Below are 22,527 nucleotides of genomic sequence, written 5' to 3' on the forward strand. Positions count from 1 at the left end.
GACGTCTGCGAATTGGACGTCGATCGCATCGCAATCCGTTACACGACCAACAGGATCACACCGGCGATCACCAGCAGCACCACGACGCCAACGCCTATGAGCAGCCACGTCGGCGAAGTCACGTTCGAGTCCGCCGGGTGTCCGTGCTGCGTCCACGCTCCCTGCTCCCAGCCCGGCGGCGGGGGTTGTTGGCGCGGGTTCGACGCCGTCGGATCGAAGGGCTGCCCGTAGAGCGGACCCTGATCGGCAGCCGAGCCCCACTGCTGAGATGATTGCCAATCGTCCTGAGGAGCAGTGCTCACCGTAGGTTCCCCCCGCCTCGCCTCTTCACTCTTACACCCCCGCCCGGGCGCACGACGCCCTCGCGTGCACGTCCACACCGTAGAACGAAAACCTACTCGGATCGCGCACCAAATCGCCTCCCGCGCCGACTTCAGTCGCGGCCGTCGTTGAGCTCTGAGGTGATCTCGGCGACCGCGGTGTCGATGCGCTCGCGGTCGGCCTCGATCGATGCCGCCGCAGTGGCCCCGGCATTCTGCAGCGCCTCGTTGACCCGCGCCGCGACGGTCTCCGCGCCGAGCCGCAACAGCCCGTCTTCGATGAACACGTCCGTCAGCCACTGGTGACCGTTCAACGTCACCTCGACCGTCTCGGCTTCGTCGGTCGCGGTGAAGGATTCGGTCGCCATCTTGTTCAGCTGCTCGTCCATCAGCGACTGCAGGCGTTGCGCCTGCCGCAGAACCGCAGCCACCTGCGGATGCATGTCCTCGGTCACTTCGGATCCTTCGGGTCCTGAACGGTTCTGCGCTTGCGGGCGCCGATCACCTCTTCGGTGTACTCACGATCCTCGACGTAGAGACTCTCGTCGGGCGACAGGCCCGGCGTGCGCTTCCTCTCCTTGCCCTGACCCGCTCCTTGGCCGTGCATCGGCGCGCCGCCCATGCCACCGCCCATCGCACCGCCGCCCGGGCCTCCAGGTCCTGCACCCGCGCCACCGGGCATTCCGGCGCCAGCTGGCCCCGGGCCCACCGAGACGCCACCGACGCTGGGCTGCAACGGCATCGACGGCGCACCGCCGCCGGCGCCTCCCCCGGCCCCACCGCCCGCACCGCCGCCGGCGTCGGCCGCGGCCGGGCTGATACCCGGATCGTCTGGCAATCCGGCAAGGTCACCGGCACCGCCGCCGGGAAGGCTGGGCATGCCACCGGACGGCGACCCGCCGGTGGGCGACCCACCCGAAGGCGAGCCTCCGCCCGACGGTGAACCACCACCCGCCCCTTGGCCGGCCGGGGACTCGCCCGCCGCCTTGTCGGCCGACATGGGCGAGACACCGTGCGACGGGGTCTGCGGCATCGACGGCGCACCGCCAGGGGACTGGCCGCCGCCCCCGCCGCCACCCCCACCCGCACCGGCCGTGGGAGCCTGATTCGCGCCGCCCTGGTTCCAGTCGGACGGCAGCTTTCGTGGGTCGCCGTTGGCCGCCACCGGTGCAGATGGTGCGCCGACCGGAGGCGGTGGCTCGTCGACGGTCACGCGCTCGACGGCCGCGGTGGCCGTATAGGTGTCCTGGATCTCCTCGGACTTCTTGACCAGCTTCTCCATCGCGACCAAACTCGCGTGCTGATTGGCCGTGGTCATGTTGTCTTCCAGCGACTTGTACTGGGCGTACACCGGATTGTGTTCACCGACCGCCCGCAGGTGCGCGTCCCACACCTTCTGCGCCTCCTGGGCCAACTTTTGCCATTTCTGGCCCAGCTGGGTGATCCAGTTGCCGTAGTTGAAGAACTTGCCGTACGCCTCGTCGGCCGCCTCACCCTCCCAGTTGACGATGGGTGCGATGAACGTCGCCCCCGCCTTCTGGAGACTGACGCCGGTGGCGTCCCACTTGTTGCGCGCCTCCTCCAGCGAGGCACCGTGGTCACCATTGCCCAGCGCATCCTGGGCGAGGTCGATGAACAGGTTGTCACCGCTGCTCGTCCGCGACGGCGAGGCCAGCGGGCCGGGTGCCTTGGGTTCGGGGGTGCCACTTCCCTGCGGCACGACGGGCGCCGGTGCGGGTCCTCCGGAGTCCAGGCTGTGCCGCGCGGCGGCGTCGAAGTCGTCGTAGGCCTTGGCGACCGAGTTCAGCGTGTCGGCCAACCGTTGCCGTTCGGTCTTGGCGTAGGCCTGCAGGTCGGCCAGGTACTTCGCGTTGGTTTGCAGGTGCTCGATGTTGCGTTTGGTGTGCGGCAGGCTATCTGGTGCCTGGAGTCCGGCTGCGAGGCCAGCCGGATCGGCGAACTCGACGTTCTCGACCTGCCTCGCCTTGGCGCGCAGATCCGCGGTATCGACCTTGATGCCATCGCCCATGGGTCCTCCTCACACCCTGCCCGCACTGGGGCGCAGCACGTCGTGCATCACTGCTCCAGCACCGTCTGATAGCGACTCTCCTCGCGCGGATTGATCAACCGGATCGGCAGCTGACGGTGGCGCGGAGTGTCGATGAAGTTCTGCCGCAACACGACCCGGCCCAAGCCGGGATGCGGGCCGAGATAGGTGGTGGCGTTCGGCCAGGAGACCTTCGCGACCGTTCCGACGCGGGCGTTGATGAATCCCGCGAACTCGCGAAATTGTGGTCCCAGCGTCACTATCGCACCGGCAGCCGCGGAGCGGATGACGAACTGGGTGAACAATCGCGCGTCACCGAGGTTGATGCTGACGTCGACGTCGTCGAACGGCATGTACACCGGGTAGCGATCGGCCGTCTCGCCGACCAGTACGCCCGCCGAGCCGATGGGCAGCTCGTAGTGGCGGTCCGTGGTCGGACTCTCACCGTGCAGCGCGGCGCGCTGTCCGCCGAACAGGCACGAAAATCCGCGTGGTGTCGAGGGTTCCGCCAGCGTCGTGAGCAGCACCGTCGTGGTGGGCGCCCTTCCGGGCCGGATCCTGACCCGGGTGATGGTGTGATCCGCCCGTGCCGACCACCAGACGTCCGGGCCACCCGGCGCCGTGTAGGCGGCCGTGAATGTGCTGCGGCCCTTGATTAGTGACCACGCCTCGCGTTCGAAGCTGATTTCGGTGGCCCGGTCGAAGTCGTCGAAGCTGCGTCCGCACCGCGCGTCGATCCCGTTGCTGGCCAGATGATCGGCGATGCGGGTGGTGGAGGCGACCAGGTACCGCGCAAGGCCCGCAACCCCCGCTTCTCGCCGAAGGGCCGACCGACGCGTCTCTTCTGGCTTGGCGCGCAACACGATCCACGTGCGGCGATTGGCCGGTGCTGGATAGGGGCCCACGACTTGCTCGTAGAGCGCGACGAGGCTCGACGGCGCGGTCTTGCCGACCCGATATCCCGCAGATACGACGTCGGCCTCCAGATCGGGACAGTAGGTCGCGATTAGTTCTTCGACGAGCTGGGTGTCCAACACGTCGTCGGTGAACGCCTCACCGGACACGATGACCGTCGGCGTGAACGGCCGGGGTACCAGCTCGACGATCGAGACCAGGTGCTCACCCTGCCAGCGCACCGCGACGTGGTCACCCGGCATCACCGTCGCACCGACGGCGGGCTCCGACGGCGCTGCCGGGGGCACCTGGTGGCGCCGGCGCCACGCGAACACCACCGCGATCCACCCGGTGATGCGACGGCCGCGCACCGTCAATACCGTTGCGATGGCGATCAATACGGCCAAGGTGATGGCCAGCCACGTCAGGTGGATGTGGATGAAGAACACCAGACAGGCCGGGATCAGCACGGCTGCCCACAGCAGGTGGCCCGTGGTCAATCGCAGACCGAAGACCGACGCCAGCTTCTTCATCGGCGCCTCAGCGCACGCCTCGCCAGGGCGGCGATCCCGAGCACTACCGCGAGGCTGACACCGGTCACCACCACCATCGTGATGGGTCCTCGGTCGGGCGGCGGCACGTAGACCGGTGGCGGAAGTTGATGGACCTTGTAGGACACCGTCTTCGGGCCCGGCGGGACGTCCCACGTCAACGCCGCGACGGGATCTATCACGCCGGCGCCGACGTAGTTGTCCACGCCCCCACCGGGATGCCGCGCCGTCGCCGTGATCCGGTACATGATCTGTGCCGGGGTGAGATCGGGGAAGCGCTGCCGCAGCATGGCCGCCAGACCCGACACGTAGGCCGCGGCGAACGACGTCCCGTTGATGGGGATGGGGCCGTCCTGACCCTGCAGGGCGTTGACGGGGTTGCCGTCATAGCCCAGCGCAACGATGTTCTCGGCGGGCGCGGCGGCGTCGACCCACGGCCCGGACATCGAGAACGTACTCGGCTGGCCGGTCTGGCCGATGCCGCCGACGGTCAACACGAGCGGTGAGTACCAGGCGGGAGAGACGATGGTCTGCACCTGTTTCCAGCCGCGCGGGTCGGATGGGATGGACGCGTCCGGCGGCGGGTTCTGAGTGCAGTCCTGGCCTGTGTTGCCAGCCGCGACGATGATGACCGCGTTCTTGACGGTGACCGCGTATTCGATCGCGGCGCCGAGGCTCTTCTCGTCGATCGGGCGCGTGATCTTGTAGCACGCCGCCTCGCTGATGTTGATCACCTGGGCGCCGAGGTTGGCGGCGTGAACGATCGAGCGCGCGAGGCTGCGCAACGAGCCGGCAGTTTGGGTCGTGTTGGGGTCGTTGGGGTCGACCCGTGCGCCGACGGGTTGGTAGTTGTCCGACGTCTGGCGCAGCGACAGCAGCCGGGCATCGGGTGCGACGCCGATGAAGCCGTCGGTGGGGGCGGGGCGCCCGGCGATGATCGACGCGGTCAGCGTGCCGTGCGAGTCGCAGTCGTTCATCCCGTCGCCGGCCTTGTCGACGAAGTCGCCGCCTGGCAGGGCGGGCACGCGTGGGGATCCGTTCACACCGGTGTCGATGACCGCGACGGTGACGCCCGCACCGGTCGCGAACTTCTGGGCGTCGCTGATGCGCAGGTAGTCATTGGGCCACGGCTTGTCGGCGAAGTTGGCGCCCGGGAGGATGGTCGGCGCGGAGCAGACGCGGCGGAGCTCGGTGGGCTGATCGGGGCCGGTTTCGTCGGGCGGCATGGCGCCCGGGTCGATCGCGGGCGGCTCGATGGCAAACACCGGCGGCGCGCCGAACAATGCCAGGCAGAGCACGGCCAGCAGCATCACGACCTTGCGCATCAGCTGCCGAGCCCCTCGCCCTCGCGTCGCTCCAGCTGCAGCCGAACCGCCGATGGCAAAACTCGAACCGCCCCTTGGACGGCGCATTCCCTCACGTCAAGCCCCCTGACCCCGTGCACCAGGGCAATCTTACGGGGCCGTAGACGCTCGGCATGCACGTATCTGAACGGACTCGGGGGAGGCGCGAGAGCGCCTCCCCCGAGTCGATCGGCCTCGACGTGGGCCGTGTTCCCAGCTAGTTAGGCGTCGAGGTCCTTCTGGACCAACTCGGCGATGGTGGACACGGCGGCTTCGTCGTCGGACGCCACCGTGACCTGCGCGCCGTTGCCGGCTCCCAGCGTCATGATCATCAGCGCGGATCCGGCGTCCACCGGCTCACCGCCGTCCACGGACAGGGTCACCGGAACTCCGGCGTTGACGGCGGCCTCGGCGATGATCGCGGCCGGGCGGGCGTGCAGGCCGATCGACGAGCCGACGATGACGGTCTTGGTGGGCATGGGAGATCTCCTTCTGTAATGGTGTCGAGAATGTCAGGCGGCGACGAGCTCGGGGGACGTTTCCGAGTCGGCCTTCGGCTTGGAGAACTGCTTGGCGGTGATGACCGCGGCCGCGCCGACGAGCATTCCGGCGGCCAGTGCGACCAGGAACCAGAGCAGGTTGCCGATGGCGAAGAACACGAAGATGCCACCGTGGGGTGCCTTGAGCGTGACGTCGAACGCCATGATCAAGGCGCCGGTCACCGCGCCACCGGCCATCATCGAGGGGATGACCCGCAGCGGGTCCGCCGCGGCGAACGGGATGGCGCCCTCGGAGATGAACGCTGCGCCTAAGAACCATGCGGCCCGGCCGTTTTCGCGTTCGGGCTCGGTGAACAGGCCCGGCCGCACGGTCGAGGCGAGTGCCATCGCCAGCGGTGGCACCATGCCGGCCGCCATCACGGCGGCCATGATGCGCAGTGACGACGGGTCGGCGACGTTGAGTCCCGCGGTGGCGAAGGCGTAGGCCGCCTTGTTGACCGGGCCGCCGAGGTCGAAGCACATCATCAGCCCGAGGATGATGCCGAGCAGGATCACCGAGCTGCCGGACAGGCCGCCGAGCCAATGCGTGAGACCCGAGGTGATCGCGGCCAATGGGCGGCCCAGCAGCAGGAACATCAGCAGGCCGACGAACAGCGACGCGAACAGCGGGATGATCACCACGGGCATCAAGCCGCGCAACGCCTTGGGTACTGCGATACGGCTGATCCACAGCGCCGCGAACCCGGCGATCAGACCGCCGACGATGCCGCCGATGAACCCGCCGCCGACGAAGACCGCGACCGCACCGGCGGTGAAGCCGGGGGCGATGCCCGGCCGGTCGGCGATGGCGAAGGAGATGTAACCGGCCAGCGCCGGCACCAGGAACGAGAATGCCAGGCCGCCAAGAGTGAACAGCACGGCACCGAGGTACTGGACCAGCCCGCCGCTGGGCAGGTTGGTCAGCGAGTTGCCCGCGGCGATGACGTTGCCGAGCGACTGCGTGGAGCCGGCGGGCTTGTTGGCGATGTCGTAGCCGGCCAGCAGGAAGCCCAGCGCGATGAGCAGACCGCCCGCGGCGACGAACGGGATCATGTAGCTGACGCCGGTGAGCAGGATCTGTCGGGTGCGGGTGCCCCACCCGACCCCGCCGGAACCCGACGGCGCGGCCACAGCGGACCCGCCACCGGCGGTGCCCTCGACTCGGGCGGCGTTCGGATCGTCCGCGGCCGCAAGGGCTTCGGCGACCATCTTGTCCGGCTCGTTGATCGCGCGCTTCACGCCGGAGGCGATCACGGGCTTGCCGGCGAACCGGCCGCGGTCCTTGACCCCGACGTCGGTGGCGAAGATGACGGCGGCGGCCTTGGCGATGGTCTCGGCGGGCAGGGGTGTGCTGCCCGAGGAGCCCTGCGTCTCGACGACGAGGTCGACGCCGGCCTTCTTGCCCGCGGCGACCAGGGAGTCGGCGGCCATGTAGGTGTGGGCGATGCCCGTCGGGCAGGCCGTGATGGCGACGATGGTCTTGCCCGCGGCGGCCTCGGCCGGTGCGGGGGCGGCCGCGGCAGGAGCGGCCGGAGCCGGGTTCACGACGCCCTCGACCAGGTCGACGACCTCGGCGGCGGTGGCGGCGTTGCGCAGCGATTCGACGAATTCCTTGCGCACCAGCGCCCTCGCGAGGCTGGACAGCAGCTTCATGTGCTCGGCGCCACCGGAGTCCGGCGCGGCGATCAGGAAGGCCAGGTCCGCGGGGCCGTCGGGCGCCCCGAAGTCGACGGGCGGGGACAGCCTGGCGAAGCCGATGGTGGGCTGGTCCACGTACGGCGAACGACAGTGCGGGATCGCAATGCCGCCGGGTAGCCCGGTGGCGGACTGCGCTTCGCGGGCCATGGCGGCGGCGACGAGGCCGGCACCGTCGGAGGAGCGCCCGGCATCGGCGAGACGTGCGGCGAGCAGGCCGATCACGGCCTCCTTGTCGCCGCCTGCGTCGACGTCGATGGCGACGAGGTCGGTGGTGATGATGGACATTGTTCTCTTCCTCTTGGGTGGTTCGGGACCGGTCGTGGGGTCAGGGACGGGTGGACGCGGGCGTAATCGCATACACCCGAACGGCATTCAGATCTATCTCGGACGGTGCGGGCAGGGCCGAACCGGGCAGCGCCGCCGCCGCGCTGCCGTAGGCCACCGCCATCTGCAGGCGGCGGGGTGGTTCGGCACCACCGACCGCGGCGCGGACGTATCCTGCCAGCGCCGAGTCACCCGCGCCGACGGTGCTGCGCGGCGCGATGGGCGGCGGGGTGGCGAGCCAGCTGCCGGTCGGGTCCACCAGGACGGCTCCCGCCGCACCGAGGGTGACCAGTATCGTCTTGGCGCCGCGTTCGATGAGCCGGTTGGCCGCGGATACCACGGGGGCCGGATCGCCCTGGGCCGCAGCCTGTTCCAACTCTTCGGATGACGCGCCGACGAGGCCGGCGAGTTCCTCGGCGTTGGGCTTGATGACGTCCGGAGCCGACCGCTCGAAGGCGGCCGCCAGCGCGTCCAGCGGACGCTCGGAGGTGTCGACGGCCACCTGGCAGGGGGCCGACGCCAACCGCGCGACGACCTCGGCGTACCAGTCGTCGGGCACCCCGGGCGGCAAGGAGCCGGACAGCACGATCCACGACGCCCGTTCGGCGTAGGAGACGACGGCGCGGGTCAGCGCGTCCAGGGCAGCCGCGTCCAGGCGTGCGCCGGGCTCGTTGAGCTTGGTCGTGGTGCCGTCGGCCTCGGTGATCGCCAGGTTGGTGCGCACGGCTCCGTCGACCGGCACGGTCCGGAAGGTGATGCCGGCGGCTTGCAGGGCGGCCAACATCGGGTCGCCTTCGGCGGCGGGCAGGACGGCGACGGTCTCGAGCCCCGCCAGCGTCAGGGCGCGGGCGACGTTGACGCCCTTGCCGCCGGGTTCGCTGGTGGCCGAGGTGACGCGGTGCACCGCGCCGCGGGTCAGGGGGGTGCCCAACCCGACCGTGCGGTCGATGCTCGGGTTGGGCGTGACGGTGAGGATCATTCCGGGGCTCCCGTGGCGATGACCTCGACGCCCTCGTCGGTCAGCTGGCGCCGATCCGCGTCGGAGATCTCGATGTCGGTGATGAGGGTGTCGACGCTGGAGATCGGCGCGAAGCTGACGAAGTCCTCCCGGCCGACCTTCGTGGAGTCGGCGGCGACGACGACGTAGTTGGCGCAGGCGACCATCGCCCGCTTCACCGCGGCCTCCTCGCTGTCGGGGGTGGACAGCCCGTGGCGGGCGGTGATGCCGTTGGTGCCGATGAACGCGATGTCGACGCGCAGGTTGTCCAGCACCCGCAGCGGCTGCTCGCCGACCGCGGCCTGGGTGAGCCCCCTGACGCGTCCGCCGAGCAGCTGCAGCGTCACCGACGGCATGGCGGCCAGCCGCGCGGCGATCGGCACCGAGTTGGTGACGACCACCAGGTCGCGGTCGGTGGGCAGGTGGTTGGCGATGCGCGCAGTGGTGGTGCCGGCATCGAGCAGCACGCTCGCGCCGCCGAGGGGGAAGAACTCGGTCGCGGCTTCGGCGATGGCGTCCTTGTAGTCGGCGCGGGTGGTCTCCCGCTCGCCGACGCCAGGCTCGACGAGGTGCAGGGTGCGCGTGGGGACGGCGCCGCCGTGAACCCGGCGCACGACCCCGGCGCGGTCGAGGACGGCGAGGTCACGCCGTACGGTCTCGGTGGTGACGTCGTAGGCCTGGGCAAGCTCGGCCACCGAGGCGCGGCCCCGGCTGATCACCAGTTCGGCGATCGCTTGCTGGCGCTCTTCGGCGTACATGACACTCCGTCTGTGTGGGATATGTGGGATTGAAATGTTGATATCGTTGGTTTTACCCCTGACTATGTTGACTTGTCAATGGAAATCTGTAACCTAGTTCACATGAGCGCGACACCATCCTCCACGTCACTCCAGGCCGCGGACGTCACCGCGCCCGCAGCGGGCACGGTGCTCCAGGGCATCCCGGCCGTCGGAGGCGTGCAGTACGCCCCGGTGATCCGACCGGGGACGCGGCCGACCGTCGACGACGCGTCGACTGGCGCCGACGTCGACGAGGCGGATCGGCCGCACGAGGCGGCGCGCTTCACCGCGGCGGCCGCGGCGGTCGCCGACCGCCTGCGCGAACGGGCGGCGAACGCCTCCGGCGCCGCGTCGGAGGTGCTCGCGACCACGGCGCAGCTGGCGCAGGACCGCGCCTGGATCGCGGCGACCGAGAAGCGGATCGGTCAGGGCAACCCTGCCGTTCGGGCCGTGACCGGGGCGGTCGACCAGTTCGTCGTCATGTTCACCCAGCTCGGCGGGCTGATGGCCGAGCGCGTGACCGACCTGCGCGACATCCGGGATCGCGTCATCGCCGAACTGAGCGGGCTGCCCGAACCGGGCATCCCGGTGCCCGAGGTGCCGTCGATCCTGTGCGCCGAGGATCTCGCGCCGGTCGACACGGCAGGTCTGGACGCCTCCCTGGTGGTGGCGCTGGCGACCACGCTCGGCGGCCCGACCAGCCACACCGCGATCATCGCCCGCCAGCTCGGCATCCCCTGCGTGGTCGCGGTCGACGGGCTGGACGCCGTCCCCGCGGGCACGATGGTGATGGTCGACGGGACGCTCGGCACCGTGACGGTCTCACCCGACGAATCCGTCGCCAGGGGTGCCGTCGACGTCGCCCGCGGAGAGGCCGACCTCGCCAAGAGCTGGAGCGGGCCAGGCGCCACCGCCGACGGCCACGTCGTCGCGATCCTGGCCAACGTCCAGGACGGCGCTGCTGCGCGGGCCGCCGCCGAGACGCCCGCGGAGGGCGTCGGACTCTTCCGCACCGAACTGTGCTTCCTGAATCGCTCCACGGAGCCTTCGGTCGACGAGCAGGCCCAGATCTACGGCGAGGTGCTCGATGCGTTCGCCGACCGCAAGGTCGTCATCCGCACCCTCGACGCCGGATCGGACAAGCCACTGAAGTTCGTCGGACACCCCGACGAGGCCAACCCCGCGCTCGGCGTGCGCGGCATCCGGATCGCCGACGGCAACCCCGGCATCCTGACCCGCCAGTTGGAGGGCATCGCCGCCGCGGCGAAGAACACGGGCAGCGCACCATGGGTGATGGCGCCGATGATCGCGACGCCCGCCGAGGCCAAGGCGTTCGCCGAGGAGACCCGCGCCCACGGCCTGGTGCCGGGCGTGATGATCGAGGTGCCGGCGGCCGCACTGCTCGCCGACCGCATCCTCGAGCACGTCGACTTCCTGTCGATCGGCACCAACGACCTGACCCAGTACACGATGGCCGCCGACCGGATGTCCGCCGAACTGGCCACCCTGACCGACCCGTGGCAGCCCGCGGTGCTGGCGCTGGTTGCGATGGCTGCCAAGGCCGGGGTGGCGGTCGGCAAGCCCGTCGGCGTGTGCGGTGAGGCCGCCGCCGACCCGCAGCTGGCGTGCGTGCTGGTGGGGCTGGGGGTCTCCTCGCTGTCGGCGGCGGCCGCTGCCGTGTCGGCGGTCGGAGCGAAGCTCGCCCAGGTGACGCTCGCGCAGTGCCGGGAGGCCGCCGACGCCGCGCTCGCCACCGCCACCGCAGCGCAGGCCCGCGTCGCCGCCAGCGCCGTGCTGGTGTAGCGACCAACGGCCGGGAAGAAATCGGACTACGGTCCGGTTAATCTGGGTACGTTCTATCGAGGAGGTACCGATGCCCGCCATTACCGCCGACACCCTGACCCTGCCCCGCATCACCGGCCCCGGCGCGGCCGATACCTCGCGTCCCGTGCGGTCGGTCACCACCGGCCCGCGTGGGTACGAGGGCGAGGGCTTCCCCGTCGTCCGCGCGTTCGCGGGCGTCAGCGCCGCGGCGTTGGACCCCTTCGTGCACATGGACCAGATGGGCGAGGTCGAATACGAGCCCGGTCAGCCCAAGGGCACGGACTGGCACCCGCACCGCGGATTCGAGACCGTCACCTACATGATCGACGGCCGGTTCGCCCACCAGGACTCCCATGGCGGCGGTGGCCTGATCACCGACGGCGCCACCCAGTGGATGACCGCCGGCTCGGGCATCCTGCACATCGAGACGCCGCCGGCCGAACTCGTCGAGAGCGGCGGCACGTTCCACGGCATCCAGCTCTGGGTCAACCTGCCGCGCAAGGACAAGTTCGCCGCTCCGCGCTACCAGGCCATCGAGGGTGGACAGGTCAAGCTGCTGGCCTCCGACGACGGCGGGGCGCTCGTCAGGATCATCGCCGGCGACATCGACGGCCAGCAGGGTCCTGGTGCAACGTACACGCCAATCACGTTGGCGCATGCCACCATTGCGCCGGGTGCGCGCCTGGACGTGCCGTGGAACCGCGACTTCAACGCGCTGGTGTACGTGCTGGCAGGCAAGGGCGCCGTCGGACCGGTCGGCAAGCCGATCCACCAGGGTCAGCTCGCAGTGCTGGGACCCGGTGACCGCATCACCGTCACGGCGGATGCCGGCCAGGATTCCCGCAATCCCGCACTCGAGGTACTGCTGTTGGGCGGCAAGCCAATTCGCGAGCCCGTCTTCCACTACGGGCCGTTCGTGATGAACTCCAAGTCGGAGTTGATCCAGGCCCTCGAGGACTTCGACGCCGGCAAGTTCGGCACCATCCCGCCGAATGCCCTGATGCCGCACACCTCCACGCGGTAGGGCCCGGTCCTCAGGTCTCCTGCAGCGCCACCGGTCGCGCCGGGTCCGGGTAGAGCAGCTCCAGCTCGCCGAGGTTGGCCGCCACGGTGACCAGGGGTAGGGCCGCGCGGATCGACAGCTCGGAGCCGTCGGACTCGGCGCGCAGGGCGAGCACGAAGCCGTCGCAAATGGGGCCGAGGTCGCGAACCGGTCGGCGGCCATGGAGGCGCTCGCGGATCGTGGTGGTGTGCGTCTCGAGCACCTCCCGCACCCGCGGATAGACGGTCAGCGGTGGTGGCGCCACGTCGGCGATCAGCTCGGCTGCCGTGCGTACGCGCACGGCCCGGTTGGCGGCCCTGACGATGGGCGCTCGCTGATCGGTGGAACCACCGCTCTCCGAAAGGTAGTGGCGCACCGCATCATCCAGGGTGCGCGAGACGGTCATCGCGTAGTGTCCAAGGGCGAACACCCGGTCGTTGGCTGCCTCCGAGGCACCGCGGGTCACCCGTTTGACCGCGGCGGTCAGGTACGTCGAACCCGAGTCGACGGCGGCGTCGATGGACCGGGACACCCTGGCGGCCGCCCCGCGCGGCCATAGCAGCACGGACACGACGGCGCCCACCGACGCGCCGACGAGGACGTCCTCCACCCGGATCAGGCCCACCTGCCAGCCGCTGGGGTTGATGACGTTGAAGATGATCAGCACCATCATCGTGAACATCGCCTGGCCGGCCACGAACGACGCGACCTCGGGCACGTACGCCGACCCGAACGCGACCACCGGCAGCGTCAGCCACAGCACCACCGGATCGACGCCCATCAACTCGATGAAGACCACGCCGAGCAGGAAGCCGATCGTGGTGCCCACCACGGCGCGCACCACCCGGGTGCCGGTGGTCAGTGCGCTGCTGCGCAGTACCGACATGGCGCCGAGCACCACCCAGAAGCCGTGCTGCACGGGGAAGACGTGGGTGACGGTCACCGCGAGCGCCAGTCCGAGACCGGTGCGCACGCTGTTGCGCACGACGACGGCCCTGGTGGCCAGGAAGCCACCCGGCAGCGACGTCAGAGCCTGCGACTCCGACAGCAGACGCTCGGCGGCTCCCGCCGTGGGGAGGCGGCGGCCGAGGACCCTGGCCCAGACGGGGCGGGCGTCGGCGGCCGCCGCGATGCCGATGACCCGGCCGGTGGTGCCCACGCAACCGGAGATGGTCCTGCGGGTCAGCAGCCGGCGCCCGACGCCGATGGCCGTGGCGTCGTCGGGCTCGGCGAGGATCTCGAGGATGTCCTCGCGGTAGCGGCTCTGGGCGACCAGCTTGTGCACCGCCAGCGCGGATGTCAGGTTCGCCCGGTGGGCGTCGCGGTGGCCGACGTCGGTGCCGAGCACCTGGGCGCTCTCCCGCAGTACCCGCACGACCGGATCGCGCATCTCGGCGAGCAGGTCGCCGCTGCCCTCGGTGACGCGATCGGACAGCCACTGCAGGTCGTCGACGACGCGAACGAGCGCGCGGCTGCCCGCGGTCAGACCCACCGGCCGGAAGTCCGCTCCGAGGAAGTTCGACCGCAGGGCGTCCATGGCGGCGCTCGTGTCGGCGGCCGAGGCCATCCCGTCGAGGCGGTCGGCCAGCGCCTGACACACCAGGGCGGCGTGGCGCCGCAGTTCGTCGTGGTGGCGCGGGGGCAGCAGGAACAGCGCCGCGGGGACGGCGAGCGACAGGGCGATGGTCCAGCCGAGCAGACGCTCGGGGATGGGACCGGCGGGCGTACACGTCGGCAGGACGAACGTCAGTAGCGTCGAGCGCTGGCCCGCCGCGACGATCTCGCTGAGCACCCCCGACAGCGTCACCACCACCGCCAGCACGAACATCGTCAGCACGGCCAGCCACGGGATGGGTGCCACCAGCGTGCCGAGGATGATCAGGACGTAGCCGTTGACCCCGAGCCCGGCGTAGGCCAGGGCCCGGGCCGGACGGTTACCGGGGAAGTCGACGGTGATCAGGAGCGCCACCGAGCCGAAGATCGCGAACAGGATGGTCTGCGAGCCACTTCCGACGGCGAAGCCGGCGGCGGCGGCCAGCGGCAGCACGATTGCTGCGCGCAGCGCCCGTCGCGCGGCGTCGTGCTCCGGGTCCCGGTCGGCAATCCGCTGCCTGGCCCGGCGGATCGGGCTCGCCGGGGTCAGCATGAAACCGGATGGTAGACGGCGCCCTCAGCCCGCGTCGGGCACCGAGCCGAAGCGACCGGCGTCGAGGGTGTCCAGGAGCTGGTCGGCGATCCAGCGCAGGTCCTTGGTCTCACTGGGCATCGTGGACTGCTCGTATCCGATCAACAGGTACATCCCCCACGACGCGAACACCTGGGCCTGGTGCTTGTGGTCGAGGATCTCGAAGGCCGCACTGAAGAGGGCGTCGTACCGCTGCCGATCGACCGTCGACTGCACGGCGCGCACCTCGGGGTCGATCGAACTCCACACCCGGATCGCCGCCTCGGCGCCGTGCGGCAGTGCCAATGCGTGCTCGATGATCGTGTCGACGCGCCGACGGGGGTCGGGCTCGGCCCAGGCCGCGGCCATGCCGGTTTCGCGTTCACGGACCCAGTGCCCGACGAGGTCTCTGGTGTAGGCCGACCAGCTGGGGAAGTAGTGGTAGAAGGATCCGGTCGTCACCCCGAGGCGGTTGCACACCACGGCGAGTTTCAGACCGCCGTAACCAAGATCGGAGAGCACGTCGAGGCCGGTCTCGAAGTATGACTCTCGAGATGCAACACCCGCCATGAATGAGAACCCTAGTGTCCGTGGCCGTTAGTGCACGCGGACGGTGGCGCCCAGCTATGTCGCCAATTCGTAAGATTTGGACCGAACACCATCCGTTGACGGCGCGGATGGTTTGCTGGATTTCACATCTTTACGGCACCGCAACGATTTGGTTCTGGACGGCCAGGTGAGATGTGGCACAATTCAACAGTGCCGTACACCGCTACCCGAGGTCCTGGGCGTCCGCCAGCAGCGAAGGCGGCGGAGACCCGTGAGCGCATCGTGCGAGCGGCGCGTGAGGTTTTCAGCGAACTTGGATATGACGCAGCGACGTTCCAAGCCATCGCCATACGTGCAGACCTGACCCGTCCGGCCATCAATCACTACTTCGCCAGCAAGCGTGTTCTGTACGCCGAGGTGGTCGAGAAGACCAACGAGATGGTCGTTGCCGCGGGCCTGGCCAAGGCCGACGGGCAGACGTCCCTGCTGAAGCGGTTGTCGGCGTTCTTCTCGGCCGCCATGCAGACCGATTCGCGGGACCGTTCGGCGGCCGCCTTCCTGGTGACGTCGATATTGGAGTCCCAGCGGCACCCCGATCTCAGCCGCGACGAGCACAATTCGCTCAAGACCTCGAGGGCCTTCGTGACCTGGGCTGTTACCGAGGCCATCCAGAACGGCGAGCTCACCACCGACACCGACGTCCCCACGTTGGTGGAGCTGCTCGTCGCGGTCATGTGGGGCATGGGTTTCTACGCTGGCTACGTCGGCGGCCACGACGAACTGCCCACCATCGTCGATAAGCTGGAACTGCTCTTGGCGAACAAACTGTGGAAGCTCGCCGAGTAACTCGGCAACACGGCGCGGCGAGCTTGCGGTGACGTCACCCACATGACCGGATAGCTCGACTAAGTTCCTCGGTATCATCGCCGTCCATGGGTTCCTTGCGCACGAACGACGACAGCTGGGACATCGCGACCAGCGTGGGATCTACTGCGGTGATGGTGGCTGCCGCCCGCGCCGGTGAGACCGAGCGCGCGCAGCCGCTGATCCGCGATCCCTTCGCCAAGATCCTGGTCGAGGGTGCGGGCACCGGTGTCTGGGAGTTGATGCTCGACGACGCCTTCGTCGCGAAGGTCGCCGAGGCCGACCCCGAGGTGGCGGTGATCTTCGAGCACATGGGCAGCTACCAAGCCGTCCGCACCCACTTCTTCGACGCGTTCTTCGCCGACGCAACGGCTGCGGGCATTCGTCAGATCGTCATCCTGGCGTCGGGTCTGGACTCGCGGGCCTACCGCATCGACTGGCCGGCCGGGACCGACGTCTACGAGATCGACCAGCCCAAGGTCCTCGAGTACAAGGCGACGACCCTGGCCGCGCACGGGGCGCGGCCGTCGGCGGCTCTGCACGAGGTGCCCGTCGACTTGCGCCAGGACTGGCCCGCCGCGCTGACGCAGGCGGGTTTCGACGCGTCGCTCCCCACCGCATGGCTTGCCGAGGGACTGCTCATGTACCTGCCGGCCGAGGCCCAGGATCGGTTGTTCACCCAGGTGAGCGAGCTGAGTGCACCGGGCAGTCAGGTCGCCGTCGAGACGATGGGCGTGCAGGCCAAGGACCGCCGGGACGAGATGCGCAAGCGCTTCCAGCAGATCGCCGTGCAGTTCGGCATCGAGGACGCCGTCGACGTCGGTGATCTGATGTACCACGACGAGGACCGCGCCGACGTCGCCGAATGGCTCAATGGTCACGGCTGGACCGCGACGGCGGTGGCCTCGCGCGACGAGATGCGCCGCCTGGGCCGCTGGGAGCTGCCCGACGAGGCCGACCAGCGGGCGTTCTCCGACTTCGTGGTCGGCCGCCGCTGAAGCCTGTCGGCCAACCGAACGGTTGGTTACGATCGCGAGGAGCGCACCCGGACCCCGTGGAAGGACTCCGATGACCACCGAAGCGACCGCTCCACCCACCTCACCCGCTGCCGCCGTCGACATCCCGGCGACCGTCGCCCGGTTGCGCAAGACCTTCACCAGCGGCCGCACGCGCGACGTCGCCTGGCGAAGACGCCAGCTTGAGGCGCTGGAGCAGCTCATCACCGAGAACGAGCCGGCCATCGCCGATGCGCTGGCACGCGATCTCGGGCGCAAGCCGTTCGAGTCATGGCTGGCCGACGTCATCACCACGGCCGGGGAGGCAGCCGATGCGGCGAAGAACGTCGGCAAGTGGACCAGGCGCAAGTACCGGCTGCTGGAGTTCTCGCAGCTGCCCGGCCGCGCCTGGGTGGAGTACGAGCCCTACGGCACGGTGCTGATCATCGGCGCGTGGAACTTTCCGTTCGCGCTGACGCTCGGCCCTGCCGTCGGCGCCATCGCCGCGGGAAATGCCGTGGTGCTCAAGCCGTCCGAAGTGGCCCCGGCCTCATCGGCGCTGATGGCCGAATTGGTGCCGCGCTATCTGGACCCCGATGCGATCACGGTGATCGAGGGTGACGGCGCGGTCAGCCAGGAACTCATCGCCCAGGGTTTCGACAAGCTGTGCTTCACGGGTGGCACCGAGATCGGCCGCAGGGTCTACGAGAGTGCGGCAGCGCAGCTGACACCCGTCACGCTGGAGCTCGGCGGCAAGAGCCCGGTGATCGTCGCCGACGATGCCGACATCGCCGTCGCCGCCAAGCGGATCGCGTGGACCAAGCTGATCAACTCCGGGCAGATCTGCATCGCACCGGACTACGTGTTGGCCGACGCCAAGATTCGCGACGAACTGGTCGCCAAGATCGCCGAGGCCGTCGCCACGTTCGAGGCCGGCAGTTCCGGCAAGCGCATCGTCAACGAGCGACACTTCAACCGCTTGACCACCGCGCTGGCGGCGACCAAGGGCACCGTCGCGGTCGGTGGTGGCTCCAATGCCGCTTCCATCGAGATCGAGCCGACCGTCGTCGTCGACCCGGCGCTGGACGAACCGTTGATGACCGACGAGATCTTCGGGCCCATTCTCCCGATCGTGACCGTCGGATCCCTGGACGAGGCAATCGATTTCGTCAACGCGCGGCCGAAGCCGCTGGCGGCCTACGTCTTCACCAAGACCAAGGCCGTTCGCGAGCGGGTGGTCAAGGAGGTCTCGTCGGGAAGCATGCTGGTCAACCATCTGCTGTTCCAGTTCTCCACCACGAAGCTGCCGTTCGGCGGCGTGGGACCGTCGGGGATGGGCGCCTATCACGGCAAGTTCGGGTTCGAGGAGTTCAGCCACCGAAAGTCCGTGCTGACCAAGCCGACCCGACCCGACGTGTCGGCGATCATCTATCCGCCGTATACAGATAGGGCGTGGAAACTGGCGCGCAGGTTGCTCTAGACCCGCCGTCGGCCAGCCGCAGGACTCATCAACGAAGATCGAGAGAGTAGGAACGCAATGCCCGGAGTGCAGGATCGCGTCATCGTCGTCACCGGTGCCGGTGGAGGTCTCGGACGGGAGTACGCCCTGACCCTCGCCCGCGAGGGCGCCAGCGTGGTGGTCAACGATCTCGGCGGATCGCGCGACGGATCGGGCGCCGGGCACAACATGGCTGATCAGGTGGTTGCCGAGATCAAGGAGGCGGGTGGACGCGCCGTCGCCAACTACGACAGCGTCGCCGAGCCCGAGGGCGCCGAGAAGATCATCAAGACCGCCGTGGACGAGTTCGGGGCGGTGCACGGCGTCGTCAGCAATGCGGGCATCCTGCGCGACGGCACGTTCCACAAGATGACGTACGACAATTGGGACGCCGTGCTCAAGGTGCACCTCTACGGCGGCTACAACGTGCTGCGGGCGGCGTGGCCGCACTTCCGTGAGCAGAGCTTCGGCCGCGTCGTGGTCGCCACCTCGACCAGCGGGTTGTTCGGCAATTTCGGTCAGGCCAACTACGGCGCTGCGAAGCTGGGCCTGGTGGGCCTGATCAACACGCTGGCCCAGGAAGGTGCCAAGTACGACATCAAGGCGAACGCCGTCGCGCCGATCGCCGCGACCCGCATGACGCAGGACATCCTGCCGCCCGAGGTGTTCGAGAAGCTGACGCCCGAGTACGTCGCGCCCGTCGTGGCCTACCTGTGCACCGAGGAGCTGACGGACACCGACTCGATCTTCATCGTCGGTGGTGGCAAGGTGCAGCGCACCGCGCTGTTCCAGAACGACGGCGTGACGTTCTCCCAAGTGCCCTCGGTCGACGACGTGGCGTCCAAGTGGGGTGAGATCACCGATCTGTCGGCAGCTCATTCTGCCAGCTTCAAGTTGGGCTGAGCCCGTGAAGGCGCTTGTCGCGCAGGAACTCTCGGGCCCGTCGGGGCTGGCCTACGTCGACGTCGACGAACCGGTGGCTGCGAGCGCGGTGGTCGTCGACGTCGGCGCTGCCGGTGTCAGCTTCCCAGATCTGCTGCTGCTCAAGGGCGAGTACCAGCTCAAGCTCGACCCGCCGTTCATTCCCGGCACCGAGGTCGCGGGTACCGTTCGCTCGGCGCCCGACGGCTCGGGTTTCACCGTCGGGCAGCGGGTGACGGGGCTGAGCATGCTCGGGGCGTGGGCCGAGCGGGTCGCGCTTCCGGTGGCGAGTGTGCTGCCGACGCCGGACGACCTGGACGACGGCGCGGCGGTCTGCCTGCTCGGCAACTACTACACGATGTACTTCGCGCTGGTGCGCCGCGGCGGCCTGCTGGCGGGGGAGACGGTGCTGGTGCTCGGCTCCGCGGGCGGAGTCGGGACGGCCGCCATTCAGATCGCCAAGGCGTTGGGCGCCAAGGTTATTGCGATGGTGCACCGGCCGGGAGCAGAAGAGTTCGTCGAGTCCCTGGGTGCCGACGTGGTGCTTCCGCTGACCGAAGGGTGGGCGCAGGCGGTGCGCGAGCACACCGACGGCCGCGGTGTGGACCTCGTCGTGGACCCGATCGGTGGGCCGGCCTTCGACGACGCGATCCGGGTGCTTGCCACCGAGGGCCGGCTGCTGGTGCTCGGATTCGCCTCGGGTGGTGGCATTCCCACCGTGAAGGTGAACAGGTTGCTGCTGCGCAACGTCAGCGTCGTCGGCGTCGGGCTGGGTGAGTTCATCAATCGCACCCCCGGGGCGCAGGTCGAGATCGGTGCCGGGCTCGGCAAGCTGGTCGAGGCGGGCCTGCGGCCGCCGCCGCCCGTGCGCTACCCGCTGTCGGAGGGCCGCGCGGCGTTGGAGAGCCTGGCCGACGGTGGGATCAAGGGCAAGGTCGTCCTGGAGCCGTGAGCAATCCCCGTGCGCTGGCCTTCGACGTCTTCGGCACCGTCGTGGACTGGCGGGGCAGCGTGATCAACGAACTCGAGATGTTCGGGGAAACCCATGGGGTGGCCGAGGATTGGCCGCGCTTCGCCGACCGGTGGCGGGCGGGCTACCCGGAGGCGATGAACCGGGTGCGCACCGGTGAACTGCCCTGGCTGAAGATCGATGCACTGCACCGGCTGATCCTCGACGAACTCCTCGACGACGCGGGTTTCACGGACCTGCCCGACGCGGACGTCACCGAGCTCAATCGCGTGTGGCACCGGTTGGACCCGTGGTCGGACGCGGTGCCGGGTCTGACGCGGCTCAAGGAGCGGTTCGTCATCACCACGCTGTCCAACGGCAACGTGTCCCTGCTGACCGACATGGCCCAACGTGCCGGGTTGCCGTGGGATTGCGTGATCTCGGCGGAGTTGTTCCACCACTACAAACCCGATCCCGAGGCCTACCTCGGCTGCGCCGACCTGCTCGACGTCGCTCCGGGGGAGCTGATGCTCGTCGCGGCGCACCCCAGCGACCTCCGGGCGGCCCGAGCGGCGGGCTTGATGACGGCCTACGTCGCACGTCCACTCGAACGCGGACCGGGCCGTCCGCCGCCCGAGTACGACGACGGCGAATTCGACGTCGCGGCAACCGACTTCCTCGACCTCGCGCGCCAGCTCGGAGCATGACGCGGTGAGTACCGGCGGGATCGTCCTGGTCGCGTTGGTCATCGCCGTGGGACTGGTTGGCATCCTGGTGCCGCTACTGCCCGGCAGCGTGCTGGTGTTCGGGGCGATCGCGGTGTGGGCGTTCGTCGAACGGACGGCCATGGGCTGGGTGACGTTCGGTCTGGCGACGGCGATCCTGGTGGTCGCCCTGCTGGTGAAGTACCTGTGGCCGATGAAACGGATGCGCAAGGCCGACGTCGGCACGTGGAGTCTGTCGGCGGGCGCAGTGCTTGGCATCGTCGGGTTCTTCGTGATCCCCGTGGTCGGGCTCGTCATCGGGTTCGTGGCGGGCATCTTCCTTGCCGAGCTGGCGACGCGCGCCAATTCCAGGCTGGCCCGGGCGTCGACGGTGCACGCCATCAAGGGTGTTGCCCTGTCGGTCGGAGTGGAGATGGCGGGCGCGCTGCTCGCGACGATGGTGTGGGTGGCCGGCGTGCTGGTGAGCTGATGGCTGTCTTGTCGCCTACCTGGTGGCCCCCTTGGAGCGAATGTGGCGGGCGGCCGGCGCGCTGGTGGGCTTATGGCCCTCCTGCCGCCTACCTAGGTGCCCGCCTCCGAGCGAATGCGGCGGGCTTGCTCACGTAGAGCGAGCACACGGTGGTGGATCCTGTACTCCGTCGATCGGGGCATTTCGAACGGCGCGTAGACGCCGCGCCCCACTCTGCAGACCCTGACATGCCCCATCTCCCAGCGAAGGGCGTCGGAAACCGACTTGGGCGGGTGCCCCACGATGACGAAGCCTTGCTCGGTGAGCGCCGCGATGAGCTCGGGGATGGTTGCGCGTCCGTGTTGGTAGAGATAGTTCACGAGCGCGTACCGGAGTTCGGTGCCGCGCAACACCAGTGAGTCGTCCATGACCAAAAAGTCGCACGACCCTCCGACACCACGGCCAGATTCGCTCGGAGGCGGGCAACTGCACCTGTGGTTTGAGGGTGCCGCGGAGGCGTGTTCGAAGGTGGCGCGCAGGTCTGGGGTGAGGGTGGCGCGGAGTCTGGGGTAGACGGCTTTCGCTCGGAGGCGGGCAATGAGACGTGTGGGTGGGGAGCGGCGCGTGGCGTGGGCAGCGCCGAGAGGGCCCGGATTCGCTCGGAGGCGGGCAACTTCATGTGGTTCGGCAGAGCGCGTGCGGGGCGTCGGCGGAGGGAGGATGATCGAACTCGTGTCAGAAACCAAGATCACGGTCATCTACGACAACCCCACCGACCCCGCTGCCTTCGAAGCCGCCTACGTGTCCGACCAGCTGGAGACCGCCCGCAAGGTGCCAGGATACGTCCGCTTCGAGGCGTCCAAGGTATGGCCCAAGGAGGACGGCTCACCCACCCCGGCGTACCGGATGATCGACTGGTACTTCGCTGACTACGACGCGGCCAGCGCGGCCGTCACCACACCGGAGTTCGGGGCCTTCTTCCAGGCGCTGGGCCAGATCGCGACCGGCGGTGTCCGCGTGCTGTTCTCCGACGTCGAGGTGCCGCAGCACTGACGC

General features: G+C 69.3%; 22 protein-coding genes. 10 read left to right on the plus strand and 12 right to left on the minus strand.

Features of this window, described 5'->3' with window-relative positions; all coding sequences use genetic code 11:
• Positions 1 to 38: 38 nt before the first annotated feature.
• From SBI80_RS07140 to SBI80_RS07180, 9 genes are all read right to left on the minus strand, one after another.
• Entirely contained in the window at positions 39 to 302 is a 264-nt protein-coding gene (locus SBI80_RS07140) for a hypothetical protein (RefSeq protein ID WP_318973788.1), read from the minus strand.
• Between the two features lie 131 nt (positions 303 to 433).
• Positions 434 to 775, minus strand: coding sequence for a YbaB/EbfC family nucleoid-associated protein (locus tag SBI80_RS07145; RefSeq protein WP_318973789.1), 342 nt, complete (start codon positions 773 to 775; stop codon positions 434 to 436).
• The gene (locus SBI80_RS07150; protein ID WP_318973790.1) at positions 772 to 2,349 is read right to left on the minus strand and encodes a PPE domain-containing protein; all 1,578 of its coding nucleotides are present in this window, start codon (positions 2,347 to 2,349) and stop codon (positions 772 to 774) included. The genes SBI80_RS07145 and SBI80_RS07150 overlap by 4 nt, the downstream gene beginning before the upstream one ends.
• Before the next feature lie 47 nt (positions 2,350 to 2,396).
• Positions 2,397 to 3,794 (minus strand): type VII secretion protein EccE, encoded by a 1,398-nt coding sequence (gene eccE / locus SBI80_RS07155; protein WP_318973791.1) that lies wholly within the window; start codon positions 3,792 to 3,794, stop codon positions 2,397 to 2,399.
• Complete coding sequence (gene mycP / locus SBI80_RS07160; protein WP_318973792.1) at positions 3,791 to 5,137, minus strand: type VII secretion-associated serine protease mycosin; 1,347 nt, start codon at positions 5,135 to 5,137, stop codon at positions 3,791 to 3,793. The genes eccE and mycP overlap by 4 nt, the downstream gene beginning before the upstream one ends.
• Positions 5,138 to 5,376: 239 nt before the next feature.
• Positions 5,377 to 5,634, minus strand: a complete 258-nt coding sequence (locus SBI80_RS07165) for an HPr family phosphocarrier protein (protein WP_318973793.1) — start codon at positions 5,632 to 5,634, stop codon at positions 5,377 to 5,379.
• A 33-nt stretch (positions 5,635 to 5,667) separates the two neighbouring features.
• Positions 5,668 to 7,677, minus strand: a complete 2,010-nt coding sequence (locus SBI80_RS07170) for a PTS fructose transporter subunit IIABC (RefSeq protein WP_318973794.1) — start codon at positions 7,675 to 7,677, stop codon at positions 5,668 to 5,670.
• A gap of 40 nt (positions 7,678 to 7,717) precedes the next feature.
• A complete protein-coding gene (pfkB, locus tag SBI80_RS07175) occupies positions 7,718 to 8,695 on the minus strand; it encodes a 1-phosphofructokinase (protein ID WP_318973795.1) in 978 nt (325 codons plus the stop codon).
• Complete coding sequence (locus SBI80_RS07180) at positions 8,692 to 9,471, minus strand: DeoR/GlpR family DNA-binding transcription regulator (protein ID WP_318973796.1); 780 nt, start codon at positions 9,469 to 9,471, stop codon at positions 8,692 to 8,694. The genes pfkB and SBI80_RS07180 overlap by 4 nt, the downstream gene beginning before the upstream one ends.
• Positions 9,472 to 9,573: 102 nt before the next feature.
• On the opposite strand from SBI80_RS07180, the gene SBI80_RS07185 reads away from it, so the two are divergent.
• Together SBI80_RS07185 and SBI80_RS07190 are read left to right on the plus strand one after the other, a co-directional pair.
• Positions 9,574 to 11,295 carry a putative PEP-binding protein gene (locus tag SBI80_RS07185; RefSeq protein WP_318973797.1) on the plus strand — a complete coding sequence of 574 codons (1,722 nt, stop codon included), beginning with the start codon at positions 9,574 to 9,576 and terminating at the stop codon, positions 11,293 to 11,295.
• A 70-nt stretch (positions 11,296 to 11,365) separates the two neighbouring features.
• Positions 11,366 to 12,340, plus strand: a complete 975-nt coding sequence (locus tag SBI80_RS07190) for a pirin family protein (RefSeq protein WP_318973798.1) — start codon at positions 11,366 to 11,368, stop codon at positions 12,338 to 12,340.
• A gap of 10 nt (positions 12,341 to 12,350) precedes the next feature.
• On the opposite strand, the gene SBI80_RS07195 is transcribed toward SBI80_RS07190, so the two are convergent.
• Both SBI80_RS07195 and SBI80_RS07200 read right to left on the minus strand, forming a co-directional pair.
• Positions 12,351 to 14,504 (minus strand): FUSC family protein, encoded by a 2,154-nt coding sequence (locus SBI80_RS07195; RefSeq protein ID WP_318973799.1) that lies wholly within the window; start codon positions 14,502 to 14,504, stop codon positions 12,351 to 12,353.
• A gap of 24 nt (positions 14,505 to 14,528) precedes the next feature.
• Positions 14,529 to 15,092: a TetR/AcrR family transcriptional regulator gene (locus SBI80_RS07200; protein ID WP_318973800.1), complete on the minus strand. Its 564-nt coding sequence runs from the start codon at positions 15,090 to 15,092 to the stop codon at positions 14,529 to 14,531.
• A 189-nt stretch (positions 15,093 to 15,281) separates the two neighbouring features.
• Here SBI80_RS07200 and SBI80_RS07205 point away from each other — a divergent pair, with 189 nt between their 5' ends.
• The 7 genes from SBI80_RS07205 (at position 15,282) to SBI80_RS07235 (ending at position 21,492) form a co-directional block, all read left to right on the plus strand.
• Complete coding sequence (locus SBI80_RS07205) at positions 15,282 to 15,917, plus strand: TetR/AcrR family transcriptional regulator (RefSeq protein ID WP_318973801.1); 636 nt, start codon at positions 15,282 to 15,284, stop codon at positions 15,915 to 15,917.
• 86 nt (positions 15,918 to 16,003) lie between these two features.
• Positions 16,004 to 16,933, plus strand: a complete 930-nt coding sequence (locus tag SBI80_RS07210) for a class I SAM-dependent methyltransferase (RefSeq protein WP_318973802.1) — start codon at positions 16,004 to 16,006, stop codon at positions 16,931 to 16,933.
• Between the two features lie 70 nt (positions 16,934 to 17,003).
• On the plus strand, positions 17,004 to 18,410 hold the full coding sequence (locus SBI80_RS07215) for an aldehyde dehydrogenase family protein (RefSeq protein ID WP_318973803.1): 1,407 nt from the start codon (positions 17,004 to 17,006) through the stop codon (positions 18,408 to 18,410).
• 57 nt (positions 18,411 to 18,467) lie between these two features.
• A complete protein-coding gene (locus SBI80_RS07220; protein WP_318973804.1) occupies positions 18,468 to 19,331 on the plus strand; it encodes an SDR family oxidoreductase in 864 nt (287 codons plus the stop codon).
• A gap of 4 nt (positions 19,332 to 19,335) precedes the next feature.
• A complete protein-coding gene (locus SBI80_RS07225) occupies positions 19,336 to 20,301 on the plus strand; it encodes an NADPH:quinone oxidoreductase family protein (protein WP_318973805.1) in 966 nt (321 codons plus the stop codon).
• On the plus strand, positions 20,298 to 21,005 hold the full coding sequence (locus SBI80_RS07230; RefSeq protein ID WP_318973806.1) for a haloacid dehalogenase type II: 708 nt from the start codon (positions 20,298 to 20,300) through the stop codon (positions 21,003 to 21,005). The genes SBI80_RS07225 and SBI80_RS07230 overlap by 4 nt, the downstream gene beginning before the upstream one ends.
• A 4-nt stretch (positions 21,006 to 21,009) precedes the next feature.
• Positions 21,010 to 21,492: a DUF456 domain-containing protein gene (locus SBI80_RS07235; protein ID WP_318973807.1), complete on the plus strand. Its 483-nt coding sequence runs from the start codon at positions 21,010 to 21,012 to the stop codon at positions 21,490 to 21,492.
• Between the two features lie 92 nt (positions 21,493 to 21,584).
• Here the strand turns inward: SBI80_RS07235 and SBI80_RS07240 are convergent, their stop codons facing one another.
• Positions 21,585 to 21,899, minus strand: a complete 315-nt coding sequence (locus SBI80_RS07240) for a hypothetical protein (RefSeq protein ID WP_318973808.1) — start codon at positions 21,897 to 21,899, stop codon at positions 21,585 to 21,587.
• 304 nt (positions 21,900 to 22,203) lie between these two features.
• Between SBI80_RS07240 and SBI80_RS07245 the strand changes: the two genes are divergently transcribed.
• On the plus strand, positions 22,204 to 22,524 hold the full coding sequence (locus SBI80_RS07245; RefSeq protein ID WP_318973809.1) for an EthD family reductase: 321 nt from the start codon (positions 22,204 to 22,206) through the stop codon (positions 22,522 to 22,524).
• Positions 22,525 to 22,527 lie beyond the last annotated feature (3 nt).

Origin of the sequence: Mycolicibacterium sichuanense, assembly GCF_033741125.1 — a bacterium.
Taxonomy (GTDB): domain Bacteria; phylum Actinomycetota; class Actinomycetes; order Mycobacteriales; family Mycobacteriaceae; genus Mycobacterium.

Excerpts from the sequence above, each read along its gene's own strand:
- SBI80_RS07185 (WP_318973797.1), top strand. The coding sequence starts at position 9,574 with ATGAGCGCGACACCATCCTCCACGTCACTCCAGGCCGCGGACGTCACC.
- eccE (WP_318973791.1), bottom strand. The coding sequence starts at position 3,794 with ATGAAGAAGCTGGCGTCGGTCTTCGGTCTGCGATTGACCACGGGCCAC.
- SBI80_RS07170 (WP_318973794.1), bottom strand. The coding sequence starts at position 7,677 with ATGTCCATCATCACCACCGACCTCGTCGCCATCGACGTCGACGCAGGC.
- SBI80_RS07195 (WP_318973799.1), bottom strand. The coding sequence starts at position 14,504 with ATGCTGACCCCGGCGAGCCCGATCCGCCGGGCCAGGCAGCGGATTGCC.
- SBI80_RS07215 (WP_318973803.1), top strand. The coding sequence starts at position 17,004 with ATGACCACCGAAGCGACCGCTCCACCCACCTCACCCGCTGCCGCCGTC.
- mycP (WP_318973792.1), bottom strand. The coding sequence starts at position 5,137 with ATGCGCAAGGTCGTGATGCTGCTGGCCGTGCTCTGCCTGGCATTGTTC.
- SBI80_RS07210 (WP_318973802.1), top strand. The coding sequence starts at position 16,004 with ATGGGTTCCTTGCGCACGAACGACGACAGCTGGGACATCGCGACCAGC.
- SBI80_RS07150 (WP_318973790.1), bottom strand. The coding sequence starts at position 2,349 with ATGGGCGATGGCATCAAGGTCGATACCGCGGATCTGCGCGCCAAGGCG.
- SBI80_RS07220 (WP_318973804.1), top strand. The coding sequence starts at position 18,468 with ATGCCCGGAGTGCAGGATCGCGTCATCGTCGTCACCGGTGCCGGTGGA.
- pfkB (WP_318973795.1), bottom strand. The coding sequence starts at position 8,695 with ATGATCCTCACCGTCACGCCCAACCCGAGCATCGACCGCACGGTCGGG.
- SBI80_RS07165 (WP_318973793.1), bottom strand. The coding sequence starts at position 5,634 with ATGCCCACCAAGACCGTCATCGTCGGCTCGTCGATCGGCCTGCACGCC.
- SBI80_RS07200 (WP_318973800.1), bottom strand. The coding sequence starts at position 15,092 with ATGGCGGGTGTTGCATCTCGAGAGTCATACTTCGAGACCGGCCTCGAC.
- SBI80_RS07190 (WP_318973798.1), top strand. The coding sequence starts at position 11,366 with ATGCCCGCCATTACCGCCGACACCCTGACCCTGCCCCGCATCACCGGC.
- SBI80_RS07180 (WP_318973796.1), bottom strand. The coding sequence starts at position 9,471 with ATGTACGCCGAAGAGCGCCAGCAAGCGATCGCCGAACTGGTGATCAGC.
- SBI80_RS07240 (WP_318973808.1), bottom strand. The coding sequence starts at position 21,899 with ATGGACGACTCACTGGTGTTGCGCGGCACCGAACTCCGGTACGCGCTC.